Source organism: Pseudomonas vanderleydeniana (assembly GCF_014268755.2).
Taxonomy (GTDB): domain Bacteria; phylum Pseudomonadota; class Gammaproteobacteria; order Pseudomonadales; family Pseudomonadaceae; genus Aquipseudomonas; species Aquipseudomonas vanderleydeniana.
Genome location: NZ_CP077093.1, coordinates 3298148 through 3317595, shown reverse-complemented (window position 1 = coordinate 3317595; position 19448 = coordinate 3298148). Strand labels below are relative to the sequence as shown.

Below are 19448 nucleotides of genomic sequence, written 5' to 3'. Positions count from 1 at the left end.
TCATGGGCATCGATCTCACACTGCCTGCCGCAGAAGAACAACAGCGCCAGTACCTGACCTTCAGGGTAGGTCGCGACCAGTTCGGCGTGGCTACCCGCTACGTGCGGGAGATTCTCGAGTTCCACGCCATCACTCCGGTACCGATGATGCCGCCTCTGGTTCGCGGGGTGATCAATCTGCGTGGCGCCGTGGTCCCGATCATCGATCTGGCCGAGCGCTTCGGACTGGGCGGTACCGAGCTGGGGCCGCGGACCTGCATCGTTATCGTGGAACTGCAGGACAGTGACGAGGTTCAGTTGATGGGGGCCCTGGTGAACTCAGTCAACGCCGTGACCGAGATCGAGCCAGGCGCCCTGCGCCAGGCTCCTGCCTTCGGCAGCCGCATCCCGCCGGAGTACATCGAGGATCTCGCGCGAGTGGACGAGCGCTTCCTTACCCTGCTGCGCATGGAGCAAGTTCTGAGTGTCGACCAGATCGCCCTGCTGGCTGGTCAACGCAATACCTATCGACAGCCCTTGATCTGAATGCACAGGTACGCACAGGAGCCTTGAACATGACCAGCAGCAAAATGCCCCTTGCGGGTTTCAATTCAGCCCCCCTGCCGGAGGCGCCCCAACAGTACCTGACCTTCACCCTGGCCGAGGAAGTGTTCGCCGTCGGCACCCGCAGCGTGCGTGAAATCATCGAGTACGGCTGCCTGACCGGCGTACCGATGCTGCCACCCAGCGTGCTCGGGGTGATCAACCTGCGTGGCGGCGTGGTGCCGATCATGGACCTGCGGCAGCGCTTCGGTGCGGGGCCGACCACCATCAAACGGCGCAGTTGCATCGTGATCCTGGAAGTCGAGCGCGGTGATCTGCGCCAGGTGATGGGTATCGTGGTCGAGGCGGTCAATGCGGTTATCGAGATCGATGCACAGTGCGTGGAGCCGCCCCCCAGCTTCGGCGGCCACCTGCACACGGGGTTCATCAACGGCCTGGCCAAGCTCGACGGCCGCCTGGTGGTGATGCTGGATATGGGCCGGGCCCTGTCGCTGGACGGCCTGCAGTGCCTGGCCGAAACCAGCCAGTACGACGGCCTGCAACAGTCGGCCTGACCGGGAGCTCGCCATGACCGAACTCAGCCTTTCCAACTCGGAACTCCAGCAGTTTCGCGCAATGATCCACGAGATTGCCGGCATTGCCATGTCCGAAGCCAAGCGCCAGTTGATCGCCGGCCGACTGAGCAAACGCCTGCGTCACTTTGGCTTGGGGAGCTATGGCGACTACTACCAGTTGCTGATGAAGGACAAGGGCGAAATGCAGATGGCCATCGACCTGCTCACGACCAACGAGACCTACTTCTTCCGCGAGCCCAAACATTTCGAGTTCCTGCGCGAGAAGCTGGTTACCGAGCTACGCGGCAGTGGCCCACTGCGTATCTGGAGCGCGGCCTGCTCCAGCGGCGAAGAACCCTATACGCTCGCCCTGCTGCTGGCCAGCACCCTCCAGGGCCGCCCTTGGGAAATCCTCGCCTCGGACATCAGCACCCGTATCCTCGACAAGGCCCGCGCCGGTCTCTACCCCCTGGATGCCGCGCAAGGCATTCCCGGTGACCTGCGCCAACGCTTCTGCCTGCAGGGCACCGGGCGTAACGAGGGCCTGTTCACGCTGGACGCCAGCCTCAGGCAACGCGTGCAGTTCCGCCAGATCAACCTCAACAGCACGCTGCCGGACGTGGGAATGTTCGACGTGATCTTTCTGCGCAACGTGATGATCTACTTCGACGCCGACACCAAGCGCCAGGTGGTGCAACGCTTGCGTGCACGCCTGCGTCCAGGGGGCTACTTCCTGGTCAGCCATTCGGAAAGCCTCCATGGCATCACCGATGAGCTGGAATCCGTGCGGCCTTCGGTCTACCGGAGGCCCCATGCGTAAGCCCAAGGGCGTCATCGAGGTGTTCCTGCAGCCGGGCGAGTTGTATTTCAGCGACCGCTACACGCGCCTGCGCACACTGCTGGGTTCCTGCGTCTCCATCGTGCTCTGGCACCGCGAGGCGCTCCTGGGTGGCATGTGCCACTACCTGTTGCCCACCTCCTGCCACCCGGACCACAAGCCGGACGGTCGCTACGCCGATGGCGCCCTGCATCAGTTGCTGAGAGAAATCCGCATGAGCGGTACCCACGCCAGGGATTACCGGATTGGCCTGTTCGGCGGCGGCAACATGCTGGAAAGCCGCAATCGCCAGCACATCGGTCAAAGAAACGTCGAGGCCGGCCTGGCCCTGCTGGCCGCCCACGGCCTTGCCTGCCATGCCCAGGATGTGGGTGGCGAAGGCTACCGCAACCTGATCTTCGACGTGTGGAGCGGCAGCATTGCACTGCGTCACCCCAACCCTCAGCACGTTGCCAACCGGCGCAACGAGGCCAGCTCATCATGAAAAACATCAAGGTGATGATCGTCGACGATTCCGCCGTCGTGCGGCAGGTGTTGACCAGCAGCCTGTCCGGCCATGGCGGTATCGAAGTGATTGGCGCCGCCGCCGATCCGCTGTTCGCCCTAGAGCGCATGAACCGCAACTGGCCGGACGTGCTGGTGCTGGATGTGGAGATGCCGCGCATGGACGGCATCAGTTTCCTGAAAAAGCTGATGGCCGAAAGACCGACCCCCGTGGTGATCTGCTCGACCCTGACCGAGAAAGGCGCTGCGACCACCATGGAAGCCCTTGCCGCCGGCGCGATAGCCATCGTCACCAAGCCCCAGGGCAACCTGCGCCAATGCCTTGTCGAGGCCACCGCAGAGCTGGTGAGTGCGATCAAGGCCGCATCCCAGGCACGCCTCAAGCCAATTGCCATCGCCCCCGCCGTAGCACCCAGGCTCACTGCCGACGCGATACTGCCCGACGCGGGGCCGAGCGCCATGACCCGCACCACCGAACGCATCGTGGCCCTGGGCACCTCCACCGGCGGCACCCAGGCCCTGGAACAGGTGCTCACCGCCCTGCCCCAGGTCTGCCCGGGCATCGTGATCGTCCAGCACATGCCGGAAAAATTCACCGCAGCCTTTGCCGCACGCCTGGACAGCCTGTGTCGTATCGAAGTGCGCGAGGCGCGGCAAGGTGACCGGGTCATCCCCGGGCGCGCCCTCATCGCCCCCGGCGGTCGCCACATGCTACTGAAGCGAAGTGGCGCGCAGTACGTGGTGGACATCGTCGATGGGCCGCCCGTCTCCCGGCACAAACCCTCGGTCGATGTGCTGTTCCGCTCCGTGGCCCGGGCTGCAGGTGCCAATGCCACCGGCATCATCATGACCGGCATGGGTGACGACGGCGCGCGCGGGTTGCGGGAAATGTACGACGCCGGCGCCTATACCCTCGGCCAGGACGAAGCTTCCTGCGTGGTCTATGGCATGCCCAAGGAGGCTCGCAAACTGGACGCGGTGCAGAGGGAGATTCCCCTGGAGCAGATCCCGGCCTACATGCTCAAGGGAAACCGTCCCTGAGCACAGGGCTCTCGTCAGACCTGGGGCGTTAAGGATGCACCATGACTCTCCGGGACCGAACACCTGGAAATGGATCTGTTCCCGCCTGAGCGCGCGCTGCCGGCATCAGCCTGTACAGCTCAGTTGCTCAGGGTAAAGTTCGATGGAAAACAGTGTGGTGTTCCTGGCCAGGTAGAAATGTTCCTGGTGAAACTTGAACCGGCTCATCGCCGCCAGCAGTTGCGGCTCCTTGCAGGCCAATTGCTCCAGATTGCTGCGTATTTTCTCCTTCATGCTGGCCTTGCTGTCTTCGGAGAGGCTGCTCGCGGCCAGGTCGACCCGATAGCGGTAAAAGAGCGTGTCGCCGTACGTCAGACCGACGAACTCAAGGGTGGTCATTGCATCCAGTTTCTTGGGCAGGGTCGCGTTCAACTGAGCGAGTCGCTCGGTCAGCAATGCCTGCTGAGTCACCTTTTCCTGTTCGGCCTTGTGCGCGAAATAACGTCCAACTCCAGCAATCACTACTACCGCCGCGATACTCAGATAGAAATTACGCGGGTTGCGCCGCTTCTTCGGCGCCAACTTCATCAACATCTCGAATGACTCGTCCTGAGAATAAAAAAGCTCCTAGCGCTGCCAGGAGCTACAAGTGAAAACGGCATGGCCTGACATAATACGCCCGCGAGATCACCGGGCATTCAATCAGCCACAACGTGTGCAGATAGGCACTAGGCCCAGCGTGTCCCGGCCACATTCCACGACAGGGCATGCTGCTCTCTCACCAGGCTCCAGATGCCGTTGTCCAGGCGGTGCGTGAGCATTCTCTTGAAGAACCGCGTGCTGCTGCCTTCGTACTCGACCAGCGTAACCAACAGCGGTAAATCGGCCTTCCACCACTTTTCAATGTAAGCCTGCTGTTTCTCAAGGGTTCCAGTGGGCATATAGCCGAACAGAAAACAGAACTGGGGGCGCTCCTTGATGGCTGCGTTGGAGAGTTTTTCCGGTTCGTTGATACTATTTTCGCAAGGACTGCACCACTCCCACTCGGCAAACAGCACAGGCGAGTTCTGCGAGTCACGAATCACCGCATCAGTCCGCCCACCGGACTCAAAATGAGCGTAGTACCCCATCAGATCGGCAACTCGGCGCACAGTGAGACCGGTATGAATGTTCCAATCAGACGTCGACCCCATATCCCGGTAGGTATTATCCAGGGGAAAATCGCGATACCAGCAGTAAGCGAACAGCGTCGAGAAATCATTTAGCAGGTCCATCTTCATTTTGTTGCATCCGTTCCGGTCGATAAGGTTCTGAGCCCTTGATCAAGGTTTCTGCGCATTGGGCCAGCGTCGCAAGTATGATACCTGCCCCACGCCGTCCGCGGGAGACGGTATGTTCGAGCACAGGAAGTCTCATGAAAAAAATGCTGTTCGGTGTCTGTCTGCTGTCGCTGGCCGGTTGCGCCAGCTCGCCCGATACCACCTTCTCCCAGGCCACCCCTGGCTGCAAGTCGAGCACAACCGAGGTCAATGGAAAACCGGTCACCACGCAGTTCTGCATCAAAACCATCGCCTTCAAACCCTCGCAATACCGAGTGACGGTCAACGATCAGATGCTGTTCAACGGTACTGATTTCCAGCGCGTCGCCTTCACCCAAACCATCAAGGAAGGTCCGACCAAGGGCGGATGCGACGAGCTGATGGAGTTGCAGAGCAAAGGCTCGAAGACGGCGCCCTTGAACCAGTTGCCCGCTGAGTTGGTGGCAGGTTGCCGGATCACCGCCGACGCGGCCGGTAACTCCCAAGCCTTCAGTAAAGACGCCGAATGCGACAAGGTATTCTACAAGTCGCTGGTATCGTTGCTCGGCAAAGTGATGCCGGTTGAAGTGGCCCGTCAGTGCACAGTATCGGTGGGTGAGCAGAGAGTGTTTGACCAGCGTTTCGATTTCTAAAATGGGAACGAGAGCAGAGGCATTTCCTCTGCTCTGCCCGGCAAGGAAAATCTGCTCACCGATCGTGTCCCAGGACGTGGTGTAACTCATCATCGCTCTGGCCACTGAGTTTGCCGTTTAGTTGATCACGGCCGACAGCTTGGCCTGCGGATTATCGCTGACCGCCTCGAAGGCCTCCAACTGCATATAGCGCCGTTGCAGGCACCACTCGTCGTTCTGCTCCAGCAGCATCGCCCCAACCAACCGTGTAATCGCCGGATCGTTGGGGAAGATGCCCACCACTTCGGTACGCCGCTTGATCTCAGCGTTTAGCCGTTCTAGCGGGTTAGTGCTGTGCAACTGCTGTCGATGTGCCTTCGGGAAGGCCATGTGCGCCAGCACTTCATCTTCGCAACCGTCCATGAGCGTGGCGATCTTGGGGTATTTCTCACGAAGTTGTTCAGCCACCAGCCGCCATTGCTGATGGCATTCGGTTCGACTGTCCTGGGCAAACACCGTGCGCAGCAAGGCCGCTACCATGGTGCGCTGGCCCTTGCCGACATGGGCCATGGCATTGCGCATGAAGTGAACGCGACAGCGCTGCCAGGTCGCGTGGAACACCTTGGAAACAGCGGCCTTGAGCCCTTCGTGAGCGTCAGAGATCACCAGCTTCACACCCCGCAGCCCGCGCCGCATCAGGCTTCTCAGGAAGTCCGTCCAGAACGGTTCGGCTTCCGACGGGCCAACCCGCATACCCAGCACCTCGCGCCCGCCGTTGGTGTTCACGGCCACAGCGATTATGACGGCGACCGAGACGATGCGCCCGGCCTCCCGCACCTTGACGTAGGTGGCGTCAATCCACAGGTAGGGCCAATCGCCCTCAAGCGGTCGATCAAGGAAGGCGTGGACGCGCTCATCGATCTCGCCAGCGAGCCTGGATACTTGGCTTTTCGAGATGCCGGACATGCCCATGGCCTTGACCAGTTCATCGACCGAGCGTGTCGAAACGCCCTGGATATAGGCTTCCTGGATCACGGCTGCCATGGCCTTTTCGGCGGTGCGTCGTGGTTCGAGAAAACCGGGAAAATAGCTGCCCTGGCGCAGCTTGGGGATCTTCAGGTCAACGTCGCCAGCGCGAGTTTGCCAGAGGCGATCGCGGTAGCCGTTGCGGCTGCTTGTTCGGTCTGGGCTTTTGACGTCGAAACCGGCGCCGCACAAGCCCTCGACGTCGAACTCCATCATGCGCTGGGCAACAAACTGGATCATTTGCTTGAGCAGATCAGCGTCTGCCCCTTTCTCAACCAACTCGGTCAATGCGATAGTGGGCTTGGTCATCGTGGTTTCCTGGTGAAGGTTAAGTCCGCAAACTCAACGTTAGCCAAGAACCACGATGACCCACCTCTTTCGCCCGCAGGGCGCCTTCGGTTGGTTCAGTTACACCACTTCTCGGGACACGATCCTGGTTTCAACGGGCACTGTCTATGAGGGAGACACCGTCAGGGGTCACTGTCTAGCAGCAGACCACAGGCCTAGCAGTTGCCCATGCTCCGCAGGAAATCATGGAGCCCCTTCTGCGAAACCGACAGCTTCGCCGGGCAGAACCCGCACGAGCATCATTGACTTTACTAAAAACAAAACGCAATCTTGTCTTTGAACTAATCAATAAATCTCATAAAAGACTGCTTAATATAAACACCTAACACAAAAAGATCCCTTAACGTCAAGGAGATGCTGAGCATTTCCAGCCGGGGCGTGATGCTTCGAGCCGCGCATTGACCCAGCCCAGAGCCTGAGACAAATGATGCCAATACGCTTCATGCCCCCTGTGTTTGTCGCCACGCCGCTCGTAGGCGCACTGGGTGCTCTCTGTGCAGAGCGCATCGGGTGCCTGCAAGCACGTTGATATGACCGAATTGCCGCCCAGGCAACTCTCCCAATGACCCACACATGAGACACGTAACATGGAATGGCTGATGAGCCCCGAGATCTGGATCGCGTTCTTTACCTTGACTGCCCTGGAGATTGTTCTCGGCATCGACAACATCATCATGATTGCGATTCTTGTGGGTCGTATGCCTCCCCACATGCAGGCACGAACCCGTTTTTTTGGATTAGCGTTGGCGATGGTCACGCGCATCCTGTTGCTGCTTTCCATCACTTGGATCATGCGGCTCACCGACGACTTGTTCGACGTGTTGGGCCACGGCATATCTGGACGTGACCTGATCCTCTTCTTCGGGGGTTTATTCCTGCTTTGGAAAAGCAGCACCGAGATGTATCAGAGCCTCGAAGGTGAGGAGGAACCTGAGGCCAATCCGAAAAGCCTGGCCGGTGGCTTCATAGGAACGATCATCCAGATTGCAATTATTGACATTGTCTTCTCATTGGACTCCGTGATCACCGCCGTGGGCATGGTCTCTAACGTGCCCGTGATGGTCGCAGCGATCATTGTCGCCGTGATGGTGATGATGCTCTGCGCGGGAACGATCAGCGGTTTTATTGAGCGCCATCCGAGTTTGAAAATGCTGGCTCTGTCTTTCTTGGTCGTGGTGGGTACCGTTCTGATTGCCGAGGCTTTTGATGTGCACGTGCCCAAGGGCTACGTTTACTTTGCTATGGCGTTTTCGCTGGCAGTAGAAGCACTGAACATCCGCATGCGCACAGCCCATGGCCGCAAAAACGACCCTGTAAAACGGCGCAAGGACGTTACCGGCAACCGATCACCGCGCAGCTAAAACTCCCCGCCTCCCCCCGTAAATCGCCAAGTTACAGGCTTGAGCGAACGGGGAGGTGTTCGCCATCGTTTAGGATAAAGACTGCCATGAGCACTAGATCAATGGGCATCGCCCTGCGCGCCACGTTAGGATTTTCGTGTATTGCCGCCCTCTGCTTCTTCTTGGGCATCTTTGCCCTACAGCAAATCAGCGAAGTCCGAAGCCAGGCGCTAGAGATTCAAGACAATTGGCTTCAACGCGTACGAGCGCTTGCAGCAGCCAACACCTCCCTAAACCGCTACCGCATGGGATCAATGCAGCACATCCTGACCAACTCTTCTGAAGAAATGGATGAGTATGAGGCGAAGGCTTCAATTCGCTTGTCACAAATCCGCGAGCAAATGGCTGTGTACAGCCAACTGTTGCAGACCGACTCAGAAAGAGATCAGCTGCAAACCTTCAACCTGAGTCTGGAGGCATACGCCAAAAGGCACCAAGAGCTCTTGCAGGTCTCTCGGGCCGGGGACAAAGCCGCAGCCAGAAATCATTTGGCATCGATCCGAAATGCCTACGATCAGATGACCAAGAGCTTTGAACAACTGATTATCCAAGCCGACCAAGGTGCGAAGGCTGCCGGCGAGCAGTCGTTGGTTTCTTACACAGAAGCGAAATTCGGCGTACTGCTCGTCATAGCTCTGGTTGTCCTCGGCACCATCTGTATCGCTTGGCTGCTCACACGCAGCATCATCGAGCCCCTGAACGAAGCACTAAAATGCGCCCAAACCGTCGCTGCTGGGGATCTCACTCACGCCATCACTCCATCGGGCAATGATGAGGCGACTCGATTACTCGAAGCCTTGGAAGCCATGCAGGGCGTGCTGCTTTCTACACTCAGGCAAATTGGAAGCAGCTCCACACAGCTGGCGTCGGCAGCGGAAGAACTGAACGCGGTGACTGAAGAAGGCGGACGGGAGACGCACCGCCAGCACCTGGAAATTGAACAGGCCGCAACCGCGGTAACCCAGATGTCGGTGGCAATCGAGCAGGTCGCGCGCAACGCCGCATTCACCCTCGAGCTGACGCAGACCTCACAACAAAAGGCACTCAGTGGCCAACGCTCAATGGAACAAACGCTGACATCGTTGGCGAGTCTGGCAAATGACGTGTTATCCAGCGCCCGAGAAGTCGAAGGACTTGCCGATCAAGCACAAGGTATCGGAAAGGTGTTGGAGGTGATCAGAACGATCGCTGAGCAAACCAACCTCCTAGCGCTCAACGCGGCCATTGAAGCCGCCCGGGCAGGTGATGCAGGCCGAGGCTTTGCAGTCGTCGCCGATGAAGTGCGCGCGCTCGCTCACCGCACCGCCCAATCTACAAGGGAAATCGAGGAAATGATTGGGAGCATTCAGACGGGTACAGATAAGGCAGTCAAAGCGATGCAGCTCAGCAACACCCGTTCGCAAGAGGTGCTGACAAAGGCCGAACAGGCGAGCGCCGCGCTAGAGACCATCGTTGAGAACAGCAACGAGATCAGTCGCCAGAACCTTCAAATCACTACCGCAACCGAGGAACAGGCGCGAGTCGCCCGCGCCGTTGACCAGAACATTTTGACCATACGCAATGTCTCTGTACAAAACTCAGAGGGCGCAAAGCAGATTAGCGCAGCCTCTCAGTCGCTGGCGGTGCTCGCCGCAGAGCTGTACACGATGCTGAAGAAGTTCCGCACAGATTAGACCTCTGATGGACAATCAAAAACTCAAGCCGAAATGCCAGTCATTGATTGTCCTCTTGAGCGTCTTCGACCACACACAAGGGTTTGCTTGCTACCGGCTCATTGATTATCTGAGCCTGCACGTTGAAGACATGCCCTGGCAACTCTGGGCTGATTACCCCATCTTCGATGGGGCTGCTTGGGGGATGCAGAAGAACGCGACAAGCGCAAAGACAGCGGTACTGAGCAAGCGATTCAGAGTGCCGGCTCAGGCCGACTCAAAAGCAGCCTCAACGGGCAGCTCAACTGCCTCGAACAGCTCCGCTGCGACTTTATGACGACGAGCTTGCTCCAGGTGCTTACGCATATGGTCAGCCGCCGCAAGGCGATCACCTCGCTCAAGACAGGCAAGAATCGCGAGGTGCTCGACTGCCTGCTCACGGCGTGGCGAACGCTTGCTGGCCTGCCGGTACTCCACCAGACGGCGAAGCTGGTCAAGTCGGCGAACTGTCTGTACGTGAAATCTGTTGCCAGAAAAACTGGCAAGCGTCTCGTGGAACTGAGCATTCGATTCAAACAGCTCCTGAGGCGTCATGGTCAGGTATCCGCCATCTGCAATGAATTGCTGCTGCTTCTTACAGCGAGCCAATGCTTCCGTATCGGCCATGAACGTCGGGGCAAGTAGGCCTGCCGGCTCTATGATCGCTCGGAAGGAATAGCTCTCTTCATAGGCTTCGACCGAGTCAATCATCGGCAGAAACTGCCAGCCCTGACCTGCACGCTGCTCGATCCAACCCTCTTGCTGAATACGCATCAACACACCACGGAGCATGTAGCGTGAAATGTTGAATAAACGCATCAGGTCCGTCTCTGCGAACTGCTCGGGAATCTGCCCATTGAGTCGCATCACCGCGATCTGCTGATAGATCGGGTCATCGATGGAGACCGACAAATCCTGGGCAATTTCGGCCAGATCATCATACGGCTTCGCCAAGAAAAAGCCGCGGTTGCGATCCTGGTTCAGCATGCCTCGCTCAGCGAGGTAGTTCAGAGCGATCTTGATAGGAGTCCGTGACGTCTTCAAAGCCTTGGCCAGTCCCAGTTCCGAGACGTGATGCCCCGCCGCCAGTTGTTCTTGGCGAACATAGGCAACGATATCGCGAGCTACGCGGGCTTGAAGTGGCGTCAGATTCATATCTTTTCCGAATTAAGGCATCAGAGGGTGGGGCTCGCTCAGTGAAACGAGCCCCACAGCGCCTACATTATGCCTTTTGCGGGCTCATTTCCAAATGGGGCTCACTCTCAACTGCCCGGGGAACCATTGGTTTACGAGTCATAGTCAGTGCAATAACCGCTCCAGCCACCAGCAAGATACCCGCAATCATGAAGGCCCAGCTGTACGACCCGGTGGCCTCGATAACGTAACCCGTGACAATCGGAGCGGCCATACCGAACAGGTTGCCACCCACTACGACGAACGCCATCGCCCTACCCACATCGCCTGCGCTTGGCAACAGATCATTGAGCAGAGAGAAATTCAATGAAGTGGTGGACGCAATACCTGCCAACGTGAGGGAGGAAATCAGCACCAACGTCACAGTGCTGCCGGCAAACGGCACCAAAAGAATGCAGCTGGCAACAACCATAGCGAATGCAATCACGTTACGGCGCTTACCCGAGCTGACACCACCACCACGAGTCAGATACCAGTCGCTGAGCTTGCCAAGAGCGATGCAGAGCACGACTGCTGCGGCATAAGGAATCGCTGTCACCAGACCGCTTTTTTCGAGGGTCAGGTGGCGCTCCTGCTGAAGGTAGCTGGGCAACCACGTTAGAAAGAGATACTGCGTGTACACGTTGCAACCCTGGGTCAGCGCAAGCCCCCAAAGGGTCGGAGTTTTCAACAACCGTTTCAGACCGTAAGCCGCCACTGCCACCCCACCGGCGTTGCCACCCCCGGATCGCGAATCCAGGATGGTTTTACGCTCTTGGTCGCTGAGCCACTTCACCTCTTCGGGCTTGCCGTAGAACAGGTACCAGGCCAACAGCCAAACGAAGCCGACACCGCCAGCAATCACGAAGGACCAGCGCCATCCGACACTGGCTACCAGCATCGCAAGCACGATCGAGCAAATCGCTGGACCGGCGTAGGAGCCGCTGTTGAAAACAGCGGTGACAGTGCCGCGCTCCTGACTCGGGATCCACTCCCGGATCACCTTGGCGCCCACCGGATTGCTGACCGATTCACCCGCCCCCATGACAAGACGCGCCGCCAGGAGCGACGCAAAACTCATCGCCGCACCGGTCAGCGCCGTAGCCGCCGACCAGACAAGAATGCCAATACCACCGATGCGCTTTGCACCATAGCGATCGATCAGCAGACCAACAGGGATCAGGAAGAGCGCGTAACTCCAGATAAATGAGGAAAAGAGGTATCCCATGCCGACTGCACTGAGATTGAATTCCTCGGCGATTGGTTTGGCAGCGATGGACAGGGCTATACGGTCCATGTAATTGATCATCGCCAGAGAGAACAGAAATACAGCAATCCAGGCTCTACGGTACGGCATGATTACACCTTTATTTTTCTAGGCGCGGCTGCGCCGGCTACAAGCATCGGCAGCCGACCATCGACACAGTCGACGGTCGACCACCGACTCACGAAGCTGTGTGATAGAGCGGGAACGCTCCGAACATCACGCCACCTACCAACATGACCATGCTCACCAAGAGCGCCCACTTCAAAGCAAAGCGCTGGTGGTCACCCAGGTCGACTTTGGCCAATGCCACCAGCAGGTAGAGCGAAGGCACCAGTGGGCTGAGCAAGTGGACCGGCTGCCCCACCACCGAAGCCCGAGCGATTTCCAAAGGCGTGATGCCATAGGTAGCCGCAGTCTGGGCAAGCACCGGCAGGATGCCGAAGTAGAAGGCATCGTTAGACATGAAGAAGGTGAAGGGGATGCTGACCAGTGCGGTAAAGACCGCCAGATAAGGTCCGAAGGCATCCGGAATAACAGCCAGCATTCCCTTCGCCATCGCATCGACCATCCCAGTACCGGAAAGAATGCCGGTGAAGATGCCTGCGGCGAAAATCACCGACGTCACGGCAAGAACGTTACCGGCGTGGGCGCCGATCCGCTCTTTCTGCTGCTCCAGATGTGGGTAGTTGAGCATCACCGCAATGGCGAAGCCGACCATGAACAGCACCTGAATCGGTACCGCGCCCATCACCAAAAGGCCAATCATCGTGGCGGTGAGCAGGAGGTTTGGCAGGAACATGCGCGGGCGACGGTTACGATCGCATTCTTCATGCGAGCCATTACCCAAGGCAATTGCACCGTTGTGGAAATCGTCCACTGCAATCACCCCCAGCCGTGCACGCTCACGCCGTCCCAGCATGATCGCAATGAGCAGCAAGCACCCACAGCCCAGCAACATCGACGGCACCATAGGCAGGAATATATCCATCGCATCGACATGCAGCGCAGCGGCAGCGCGTGCGGTCGGGCCGCCCCATGGGGAGATATTCATGATGCCGTTGGCAATGTTGACCACACAGGTCAACCCGAGAACGCTCATTCCCAAACGCTGATACAGCGGAAGGAATGCGGCAATCACGATCATGTAGGTGGTGGAGCTATCGCCGTCGAGCGACACCAACATCGTCAGGATAGTGGTCCCGACCAGCACCTTGAGGGGATCGCCTTTTACGATCTTCAGAATGCAACGCACCAGTGAATCGAACAGACCCGCGTCGATCATGATGCCGAAGTAAAGAATCGAAAAAGTCAGCATGACGCCGGTAGGCGCCAACGTCTTGATGCCATTGAGCATCATTGCGCCCAGGCCGGCATAGAAGCCACCGATCAGGGCAAACACGATGGGCACCACGATCAGGGCAACCAGCGCGGTAAGCCGCTTGGTCATGATCAGGTACATGAAACAGGTGACCATCGAAAAACCGAGTACGGTCAGCAGCATGTCGCTCTCCTTATTGTTTTAGCGCCGCAAAACGAGCTTTAGCGGTACGAAGAGGAAGAAGCGGGCTGATGCCGGACGGATTTACGGCAGGTCTGATTGCATTTCATCTTGATTTTCCTCGTTTTTATCTTTGTTCGGGACCATCTGGCTTGTAGCTGGCAGAGATACGAATGGCTTCTGTTCAGGCTTAGAAGCGACCACTCGGCACATGACTGATGCATTTCTGCTGGAGATAAATTGACTCAAGTTTAGACAAAGTGCAATATCGCCTCACAAAAAACACGCCTGTGAGGTCCCCGGCATGAGCAAGCACATTGGCCAAACCCTGGCCGTAAACGGTCGCGATTACCGCGTCTGCAACGTATCTGAAGCCGTAAAAGCGGCAGGAGGCGACTTTTCCCGCCTGCCCATGAGCCTTCGGATCCTTGCTGAGAACGTACTGCGCACCGAAGCAGATCCGACCGAGGCGCTGAAAGTGATTTGCACTCGATCTAAAAACAGCGACATCCCATTCCGCCCCGCTCGCGTGGTTCTTCAGGACCTGCTCGGCACTCCGGCCCTGGTCGACTTGGCTGGCCTGCGTGACGCTGTTGCGAAAGCAGGCGGTGATCCACGCCAGGTCAACCCGGTCACCCCTACTCACCTCGTGGTGGACCACTCGCTGAACGTAGAGCGCTGGGGTGATGCCAGCGCCCTGGCCGATAACGAAGCGATCGAGCGCGAGCGCAATGCTGAGCGCTTTGCATTCCTGGACTGGTGCAACAAGGCCTTCAACAATCTGTCGATCGTGCCTTCCGGTAACGGCATCCTTCACCAGATCAACCTGGAGCGCCTGACCACCGTCATCGGTACTCGCGAGGTCGAAGGCGACCTGTGGGCGTTCCCCGATACGCTAGTGGGCACTGACAGCCACACCACCATGATCAACGGCATTGGTGTGCTGGGCTGGGGTGTGGGTGGTATCGAGGCCGAAGCGGCAATGCTGGGCAAAGCACTGATGATGCGGGTTCCCGAGATTGTCGGTGTCCGACTCGAAGGCGTGCCGCCCTCGGGCTACATCGCTACCGACATCGCGCTCGCCTTGACCGAGAGCCTTCGTAAAGCCGGTGTAATCGGCAGCGTGCTGGAGTTCCATGGCCCAGGCGTAGCAGCCCTCTCCCTGGCAGACCGAGGCACCCTGTCCAACATGGCCCCCGAATTCGGTGCGACCGCCGCCATGTTCGCGATCGACGACCGCACCCTGCACTACCTGCGACTGAGCGGCCGCGGCGGTGAGATTGCCGAGCTGACCGAGGCTTATGCCAAGCACCAAGGCCTGTGGCATGACAGCCTGGAAACCGTCGAGTACGACCGCGTTGTCACGCTCGACCTGAGCGGCGTTGGCCGTGCGATTGCCGGCCCGAAACAGCCGCACCAGCGCATCCTGCTGGGTAACGGTGAAGCAGCAAAGGACATCCCCACAGGTCTGGACAATGGTTCGGTCGTCATCGCCGCCATCACCAGCTGCACCAACACCTCGAACCCGCGTGGCGTGATCGCCGCGGCCCTGGTCGCTCGCAACGCGCTCAAGCGCGGCCTGCATCGCGCGCCATGGGTCAAGACCTCTTTCGCACCGGGTTCCAAGGTCGTCGCCGACTACCTGGATCGCGCCGGCCTCAATGTCGACCTGGACAACTTCGGATTCAATGTCGTGGGCTACGGCTGCACCACATGCAATGGCATGTCCGGCCCACTGTTGAGCAAAGAGATCGAAGACGAAATCCGTGCCCGCAAGCTGGAAACCGTTGCCGCCACCTCCGGCAACCGCAACTTCGAAGGCCGCGTGCACCCGCTGGCTCGCGAAGTCTTCATCATGTCCCCTCCCCTGATCGTGGCGTACGCCATCGCAGGTACCTATCGCGTAGACCCGCAGGTGGATGCGCTCGGTACCGACACTGAAGGCAAGCCGGTTTACCTGAGCGAACTGTGGCCGTCGGATCAAGAGCTGGACGAGATCGAGAAGAAAGCACTGTCCGCCGACCTGTTTGACAAGGCCTACAGCTCGGTACCTCGCGAGGCTGGCGTCATCGCTTCGGACCTTCGCGCCGGCGTTACCGATCAGTACGCATGGGATCAAAGCAGCACCTACATCCGCAAACCGCCGTACTGGAGCGACGAACTGACGGCGACTGACCCTCAGCGCGACCTGAAAGACATGCGTGTGCTGGTGATGCTGTCGGACAACATCACGACTGACCACATCTCGCCGTCTGGCGCCATCCTCTCGGACAGCGACGCTGGTTCATACCTGAAGGGCCACGGCATTGGTGTCGATGACTTCAACTCCTACGGCACTCGTCGCGGCAACCACGAAGCGGCACAACGCGCCACCTTCGCCAGCCCACGCCTGAAAAACGAACTGATGACCGACGGCCGCGAAGGCCCCTGGACCCTGCTGCTGCCAGAGAATCGCGTGAGCACCGTATTCGAAGCCGCACAAGCTTATGCCAAGCGTAAGCAGCCGCTGATCGTCGTGGCAGGTAAAGAGTACGGCAGCGGTTCGTCGCGTGACTGGGCGGCCAAAGGCCCTCGCCTTCTGGGCGTACGCGTGGTCGTTGCCGAGAGCTTCGAGCGCATCCACCGCACCAACCTGGCCGGCCTGGGCATTCTGCCGCTGCAGTTCCCGGAAGGCGTGACCCGTAAAACCCTCGGCCTGACGGGGCACGAGAAATTCTCGGTGGAAGGCATCAATGACGCTTTCGCTCCGGGCGACACGCTGCGACTCGTCATCGAGCGCGAAGACGGCAGTACTGAAAACGTGAGCGTCACCAGCCGTCTGGATACGCACGAAGACGTGCGCTACTTCCGCCGCGGCGGCCTGCTGCCGCAGCTGCTGGTCGAGAGCATGGAACAGGCTGCACAAGCGAAACAACTGGAAGGAGCCGTGTAATGACCCAAGTTCGAATCCCTGCCGTCTTCATGCGCGGCGGTACCAGCAAAGGCGTCTTTTTCCTTGAGCAGGACGTCCCTGCCGCCGGCCCTGAGCGCGATGCTCTGATGCTGCGGGTCATTGGCAGCCCGGACCCATACGGCAAACAGATCGACGGCATGGGTGCCGCCACCTCCAGCTCCAGCAAGGTCGTCATTATCGGCAAGTCGGGACGCACCGACTGCGATGTCGACTACCTGTTCGGCGCACCAGCCATCGAAAATCCAGTGGTCGACTGGTCCGGCAACTGCGGCAATCTGAGTGCAGCCGTCGGTCCTTTCGCCATTCGCCAAGGGCTCGTCGATGCACCTCGTGACGGCATCGCCACCATCCGCATCTGGCAGGCCAATATTCAGAAACGCATCATCGCCCATGTCCCGATGAAGGATGGCGAGGTCGTTGAAGAAGGTGATTTCGTGCTCGATGGCGTCGCCTTCCCTGCAGCCGAAATCGTCGTGGAATTCCTTCAGCCCGGCGGTTCGGGCGGCAGCATTCTGCCAACCGGCAATGTCGTGGATGAGCTGGATATTCCGGGCTTCCCGGGCTTGCCAGCAACGCTGCTCAACGCCGGCAACCCGACGATCTTCGTCGACTCCCAGCGCGTTGGCCTGACCGGGACCGAGACCCAGGATCAGGTCAACGGCAACGCCGAGCTGCTGCAGTCGCTGGAAACCATCCGTGCACACTGCACCGTGGCCATGGGGCTGGCGGCTAGCGCCGAGGAAGCAACGCGCCTTCGACCCCATACACCTAAGCTGTGCCTGGTGGCTCCACCGCAAACCTACGCAGCTGCCGGTGGCAAGACGGTCGAAGCCGCCGAGATCGATGTGATCGCTCGCATCCTCTCCATGGGCAAATTGCATCACGCAATTACCGGCACTGGCGCTGTAGCCGTTGCCGTGGCAGCCGCCCTGGAAGGCACGCTGGTCAATCGGATCGTCGGCGACATCGGCGAACGCCAAGTCAACATGGGCCACACCGCCGGTACCGTCGCCGTTGGCGCGCAGACCACTCAAGTCGATGGCAACTGGATCGTGGACAAGGCCGTCATGAGCCGCAGTGCACGCCGCCTGATGGAAGGCTGGGTTCTCGCACCTTCGAAGTACTGATTGATCCGCTACCGCCGACCGGCGAAGGTCGGCGGTACTCATCACAACAAAAACAACGATGAGATTTTGCTATGCGCCCAACACCGCGTTCACCCGTCATTACTCGACGCACGCTGCTCTCTTCAACTTCCATCGTCGCTGCGGCAACCTTTCTGGGCCTCGGCGCGGGAGCGGCAGATGCCAAATCAGGACCTGAGAAGAACCCTATGCAGCCTGCCAACTCGAACAAAACTCAAATGGTCTATGTGGGTTCCAGAACCACTCGCGAGCGAAACGCACGCGGCGCAGGCATCACGGTTTATCGCCATGATCCACAGACAGGTCGCTGCGAACTTATTCAAACCGTCGGCGATCTGAACAACCCCTCCTTCTTATGTCTCGACCAAACCCAACGCTTGCTGTTCTGCGTGCATGGTGATCAGTCCATTGTCAGCTCATTCCAGATCGAACCAGGCAACGGAACGCTCACCCACGTGAGCTCGGTCAGTTGCGAAGGGAACAACCCCGTCCACCTTACCGTGGACAAAAGCAACAAATTCCTCGCGGTGGCCAACTATGCCACCGGCAGCATTGTCATTCTGCCGTTCGATACAGACGGCCGCCTGCAACCGGTCATCAGCAAATACGACCTTCCGGGCAACCCTGGCCCCCATAAGATCGAACAGACCAGCTCCCACCCGCACATGATCCCACGCGACCCATCGGGTCGTTACCTGGTGGTGCCGGACAAAGGGCTAGATAAAGTCTTCGTGTTCGATTTGAAACAGCAAGGGAGTACGCTGAAACCTGAACTGGCTCATGAAATCAAGGCACGCGAAGGTGCTGGCCCCCGGCATGTAGTGTTCTCTCCCACCGGTTCTTTTGCCTACGTGGTAAATGAGCTGGACAGCACAATCACCAGCTACCGCTACAACCAGAACGACGGCTCCCTGGTTCCATTCCAGGTGGTCTCGGCCCTGCCTCAGGACTTTGTAGGGGACAGCCGTGCAGCAGCACTGGTCATGGCACCGGACGGAGTACATTTGTTCTCCTCCAATCGCGGGCATGACAGCGTGACCATTTTTTCGGTGGATCAGCCCACCGGCAAGATCAACCCGATCGGCAACGTACCTAGCCAAGGCAAGAAGCCCCGCTTCATGACGGCCTCCCCTAACGGACGTTTCCTGTTCGTCGCCAACGAAGACAGTGACAACATCAAGACCTTCTCCATTAGCCCGAAAGGCGAACTGACTTTGCTGGAACATCAGATCGAGACCGGCAGCCCGGTCTGCCTGGTTTTCCGCACCGTCTGAACCTCACTGTTTCCTGATCCTGGCGTGCCGGGAGACACGCCTATACCCCGCGGAGTAGCACATGCATAACAAAAACAAGATGGGTTGCGAGCTTCTTGCCGCGACTCCTTACCTAGCCGCACCTACCGCCTATGGGGATGGCTTTATCGACGACAGCAAGGTCACCTTGCAAACGACGAACTTCAACATCAACCGCGATTTGCGTGACGGTGCTGGCCAGTCCAAGCATCGCTCGATGCTTTAAACCGCCTGATCGTGCCCTAGACACGCCCCATTTTCTAACCC

The 19448-nt window shown here is 58.8% G+C and carries 18 protein-coding genes and 1 pseudogene; 13 read left to right on the top strand and 6 right to left on the bottom strand.

Annotation, left to right across the window (positions count from 1 at the left end; genetic code table 11):
• Window positions 1–2: 2 nt before the first annotated feature.
• From HU752_RS15040 to HU752_RS15020, 5 genes are read left to right on the top strand one after another with little or no spacing between them, the layout of a single operon-like run.
• Window positions 3–524, top strand: a complete 522-nt coding sequence (locus HU752_RS15040) for a chemotaxis protein CheW (RefSeq protein ID WP_186677099.1) — start codon at window positions 3–5, stop codon at window positions 522–524.
• A gap of 29 nt (window positions 525–553) precedes the next feature.
• Window positions 554–1096 (top strand): chemotaxis protein CheW, encoded by a 543-nt coding sequence (locus HU752_RS15035; protein ID WP_186677102.1) that lies wholly within the window; start codon window positions 554–556, stop codon window positions 1094–1096.
• 13 nt (window positions 1097–1109) lie between these two features.
• Window positions 1110–1916: a CheR family methyltransferase gene (locus tag HU752_RS15030; protein ID WP_186677114.1), complete on the top strand. Its 807-nt coding sequence runs from the start codon at window positions 1110–1112 to the stop codon at window positions 1914–1916.
• Entirely contained in the window at window positions 1909–2418 is a 510-nt protein-coding gene (locus HU752_RS15025) for a chemotaxis protein CheD (protein ID WP_186677116.1), read from the top strand. The genes HU752_RS15030 and HU752_RS15025 overlap by 8 nt, the downstream gene beginning before the upstream one ends.
• Window positions 2415–3479 carry a protein-glutamate methylesterase/protein-glutamine glutaminase gene (locus HU752_RS15020; RefSeq protein WP_186677117.1) on the top strand — a complete coding sequence of 355 codons (1065 nt, stop codon included), beginning with the start codon at window positions 2415–2417 and terminating at the stop codon, window positions 3477–3479. Before HU752_RS15025 ends, HU752_RS15020 begins: the two co-directional genes overlap by 4 nt.
• 105 nt (window positions 3480–3584) lie before the next feature.
• Here the strand turns inward: HU752_RS15020 and HU752_RS15015 are convergent, their stop codons facing one another.
• Complete coding sequence (locus HU752_RS15015; protein ID WP_186677118.1) at window positions 3585–4052, bottom strand: hypothetical protein; 468 nt, start codon at window positions 4050–4052, stop codon at window positions 3585–3587.
• A 134-nt stretch (window positions 4053–4186) separates the two neighbouring features.
• Window positions 4187–4738 carry a hypothetical protein gene (locus tag HU752_RS15010; RefSeq protein WP_186677120.1) on the bottom strand — a complete coding sequence of 184 codons (552 nt, stop codon included), beginning with the start codon at window positions 4736–4738 and terminating at the stop codon, window positions 4187–4189.
• A gap of 134 nt (window positions 4739–4872) precedes the next feature.
• Here HU752_RS15010 and HU752_RS15005 point away from each other — a divergent pair, with 134 nt between their 5' ends.
• Window positions 4873–5409 carry a hypothetical protein gene (locus tag HU752_RS15005; RefSeq protein WP_186677122.1) on the top strand — a complete coding sequence of 179 codons (537 nt, stop codon included), beginning with the start codon at window positions 4873–4875 and terminating at the stop codon, window positions 5407–5409.
• Between the two features lie 117 nt (window positions 5410–5526).
• Here HU752_RS15005 and HU752_RS15000 read toward each other — a convergent pair whose 3' ends face one another.
• Window positions 5527–6723: an IS256 family transposase gene (locus HU752_RS15000; protein ID WP_217838508.1), complete on the bottom strand. Its 1197-nt coding sequence runs from the start codon at window positions 6721–6723 to the stop codon at window positions 5527–5529.
• A gap of 626 nt (window positions 6724–7349) precedes the next feature.
• Between HU752_RS15000 and HU752_RS14995 the strand changes: the two genes are divergently transcribed.
• The 3 genes and pseudogenes from HU752_RS14995 (at window position 7350) to HU752_RS32165 (ending at window position 9835) form a co-directional block, all read left to right on the top strand.
• Complete coding sequence (locus tag HU752_RS14995; RefSeq protein ID WP_186689207.1) at window positions 7350–8123, top strand: TerC family protein; 774 nt, start codon at window positions 7350–7352, stop codon at window positions 8121–8123.
• Between the two features lie 86 nt (window positions 8124–8209).
• Window positions 8210–8971, top strand: a pseudogene (locus HU752_RS32170) (MCP four helix bundle domain-containing protein); the annotation flags it as partial.
• Window positions 8969–9835 carry a methyl-accepting chemotaxis protein gene (locus HU752_RS32165; protein ID WP_437182369.1) on the top strand — a complete coding sequence of 289 codons (867 nt, stop codon included), beginning with the start codon at window positions 8969–8971 and terminating at the stop codon, window positions 9833–9835. The pseudogene HU752_RS32170 and the gene HU752_RS32165, both read left to right, overlap by 3 nt.
• Window positions 9836–10081: 246 nt before the next feature.
• Here HU752_RS32165 and HU752_RS14985 read toward each other — a convergent pair whose 3' ends face one another.
• From HU752_RS14985 to HU752_RS14975, 3 genes are all read right to left on the bottom strand, one after another.
• Window positions 10082–11008, bottom strand: coding sequence for a GntR family transcriptional regulator (locus HU752_RS14985; protein ID WP_017902299.1), 927 nt, complete (start codon window positions 11006–11008; stop codon window positions 10082–10084).
• Window positions 11009–11075: 67 nt separating this feature from the next.
• On the bottom strand, window positions 11076–12383 hold the full coding sequence (locus HU752_RS14980) for an MFS transporter (protein WP_186689214.1): 1308 nt from the start codon (window positions 12381–12383) through the stop codon (window positions 11076–11078).
• 88 nt (window positions 12384–12471) lie between these two features.
• Complete coding sequence (locus HU752_RS14975; RefSeq protein ID WP_186689237.1) at window positions 12472–13791, bottom strand: CitMHS family transporter; 1320 nt, start codon at window positions 13789–13791, stop codon at window positions 12472–12474.
• A gap of 304 nt (window positions 13792–14095) precedes the next feature.
• On the opposite strand from HU752_RS14975, the gene HU752_RS14970 reads away from it, so the two are divergent.
• The 4 genes from HU752_RS14970 (at window position 14096) to HU752_RS31770 (ending at window position 19407) form a co-directional block, all read left to right on the top strand.
• Window positions 14096–16723, top strand: a complete 2628-nt coding sequence (locus HU752_RS14970; RefSeq protein WP_186689218.1) for an aconitate hydratase — start codon at window positions 14096–14098, stop codon at window positions 16721–16723.
• On the top strand, window positions 16723–17871 hold the full coding sequence (gene prpF / locus HU752_RS14965) for a 2-methylaconitate cis-trans isomerase PrpF (protein ID WP_186689230.1): 1149 nt from the start codon (window positions 16723–16725) through the stop codon (window positions 17869–17871). Before HU752_RS14970 ends, prpF begins: the two co-directional genes overlap by 1 nt.
• Window positions 17872–17942: 71 nt before the next feature.
• Window positions 17943–19163, top strand: a complete 1221-nt coding sequence (locus tag HU752_RS14960) for a lactonase family protein (RefSeq protein WP_186689232.1) — start codon at window positions 17943–17945, stop codon at window positions 19161–19163.
• A 61-nt stretch (window positions 19164–19224) separates the two neighbouring features.
• Entirely contained in the window at window positions 19225–19407 is a 183-nt protein-coding gene (locus HU752_RS31770; protein ID WP_186689239.1) for a hypothetical protein, read from the top strand.
• Window positions 19408–19448: the final 41 nt, after the last annotated feature.

What these genes read in the sequence shown, in the direction of transcription:
- HU752_RS15040 (WP_186677099.1), top strand. Translation starts at nt 3, where the DNA reads ATGGGCATCGATCTCACACTGCCTGCCGCAGAAGAACAACAGCGCCAG.
- HU752_RS15035 (WP_186677102.1), top strand. Translation starts at nt 554, where the DNA reads ATGACCAGCAGCAAAATGCCCCTTGCGGGTTTCAATTCAGCCCCCCTG.
- HU752_RS15030 (WP_186677114.1), top strand. Translation starts at nt 1,110, where the DNA reads ATGACCGAACTCAGCCTTTCCAACTCGGAACTCCAGCAGTTTCGCGCA.
- HU752_RS15025 (WP_186677116.1), top strand. Translation starts at nt 1,909, where the DNA reads ATGCGTAAGCCCAAGGGCGTCATCGAGGTGTTCCTGCAGCCGGGCGAG.
- HU752_RS15020 (WP_186677117.1), top strand. Translation starts at nt 2,415, where the DNA reads ATGAAAAACATCAAGGTGATGATCGTCGACGATTCCGCCGTCGTGCGG.
- HU752_RS15015 (WP_186677118.1), bottom strand. Translation starts at nt 4,052, where the DNA reads ATGTTGATGAAGTTGGCGCCGAAGAAGCGGCGCAACCCGCGTAATTTC.
- HU752_RS15010 (WP_186677120.1), bottom strand. Translation starts at nt 4,738, where the DNA reads ATGAAGATGGACCTGCTAAATGATTTCTCGACGCTGTTCGCTTACTGC.
- HU752_RS15005 (WP_186677122.1), top strand. Translation starts at nt 4,873, where the DNA reads ATGAAAAAAATGCTGTTCGGTGTCTGTCTGCTGTCGCTGGCCGGTTGC.
- HU752_RS15000 (WP_217838508.1), bottom strand. Translation starts at nt 6,723, where the DNA reads ATGACCAAGCCCACTATCGCATTGACCGAGTTGGTTGAGAAAGGGGCA.
- HU752_RS14995 (WP_186689207.1), top strand. Translation starts at nt 7,350, where the DNA reads ATGGAATGGCTGATGAGCCCCGAGATCTGGATCGCGTTCTTTACCTTG.
- HU752_RS32165 (WP_437182369.1), top strand. Translation starts at nt 8,969, where the DNA reads ATGCAGGGCGTGCTGCTTTCTACACTCAGGCAAATTGGAAGCAGCTCC.
- HU752_RS14985 (WP_017902299.1), bottom strand. Translation starts at nt 11,008, where the DNA reads ATGAATCTGACGCCACTTCAAGCCCGCGTAGCTCGCGATATCGTTGCC.
- HU752_RS14980 (WP_186689214.1), bottom strand. Translation starts at nt 12,383, where the DNA reads ATGCCGTACCGTAGAGCCTGGATTGCTGTATTTCTGTTCTCTCTGGCG.
- HU752_RS14970 (WP_186689218.1), top strand. Translation starts at nt 14,096, where the DNA reads ATGAGCAAGCACATTGGCCAAACCCTGGCCGTAAACGGTCGCGATTAC.
- prpF (WP_186689230.1), top strand. Translation starts at nt 16,723, where the DNA reads ATGACCCAAGTTCGAATCCCTGCCGTCTTCATGCGCGGCGGTACCAGC.
- HU752_RS14960 (WP_186689232.1), top strand. Translation starts at nt 17,943, where the DNA reads ATGCGCCCAACACCGCGTTCACCCGTCATTACTCGACGCACGCTGCTC.
- HU752_RS31770 (WP_186689239.1), top strand. Translation starts at nt 19,225, where the DNA reads ATGCATAACAAAAACAAGATGGGTTGCGAGCTTCTTGCCGCGACTCCT.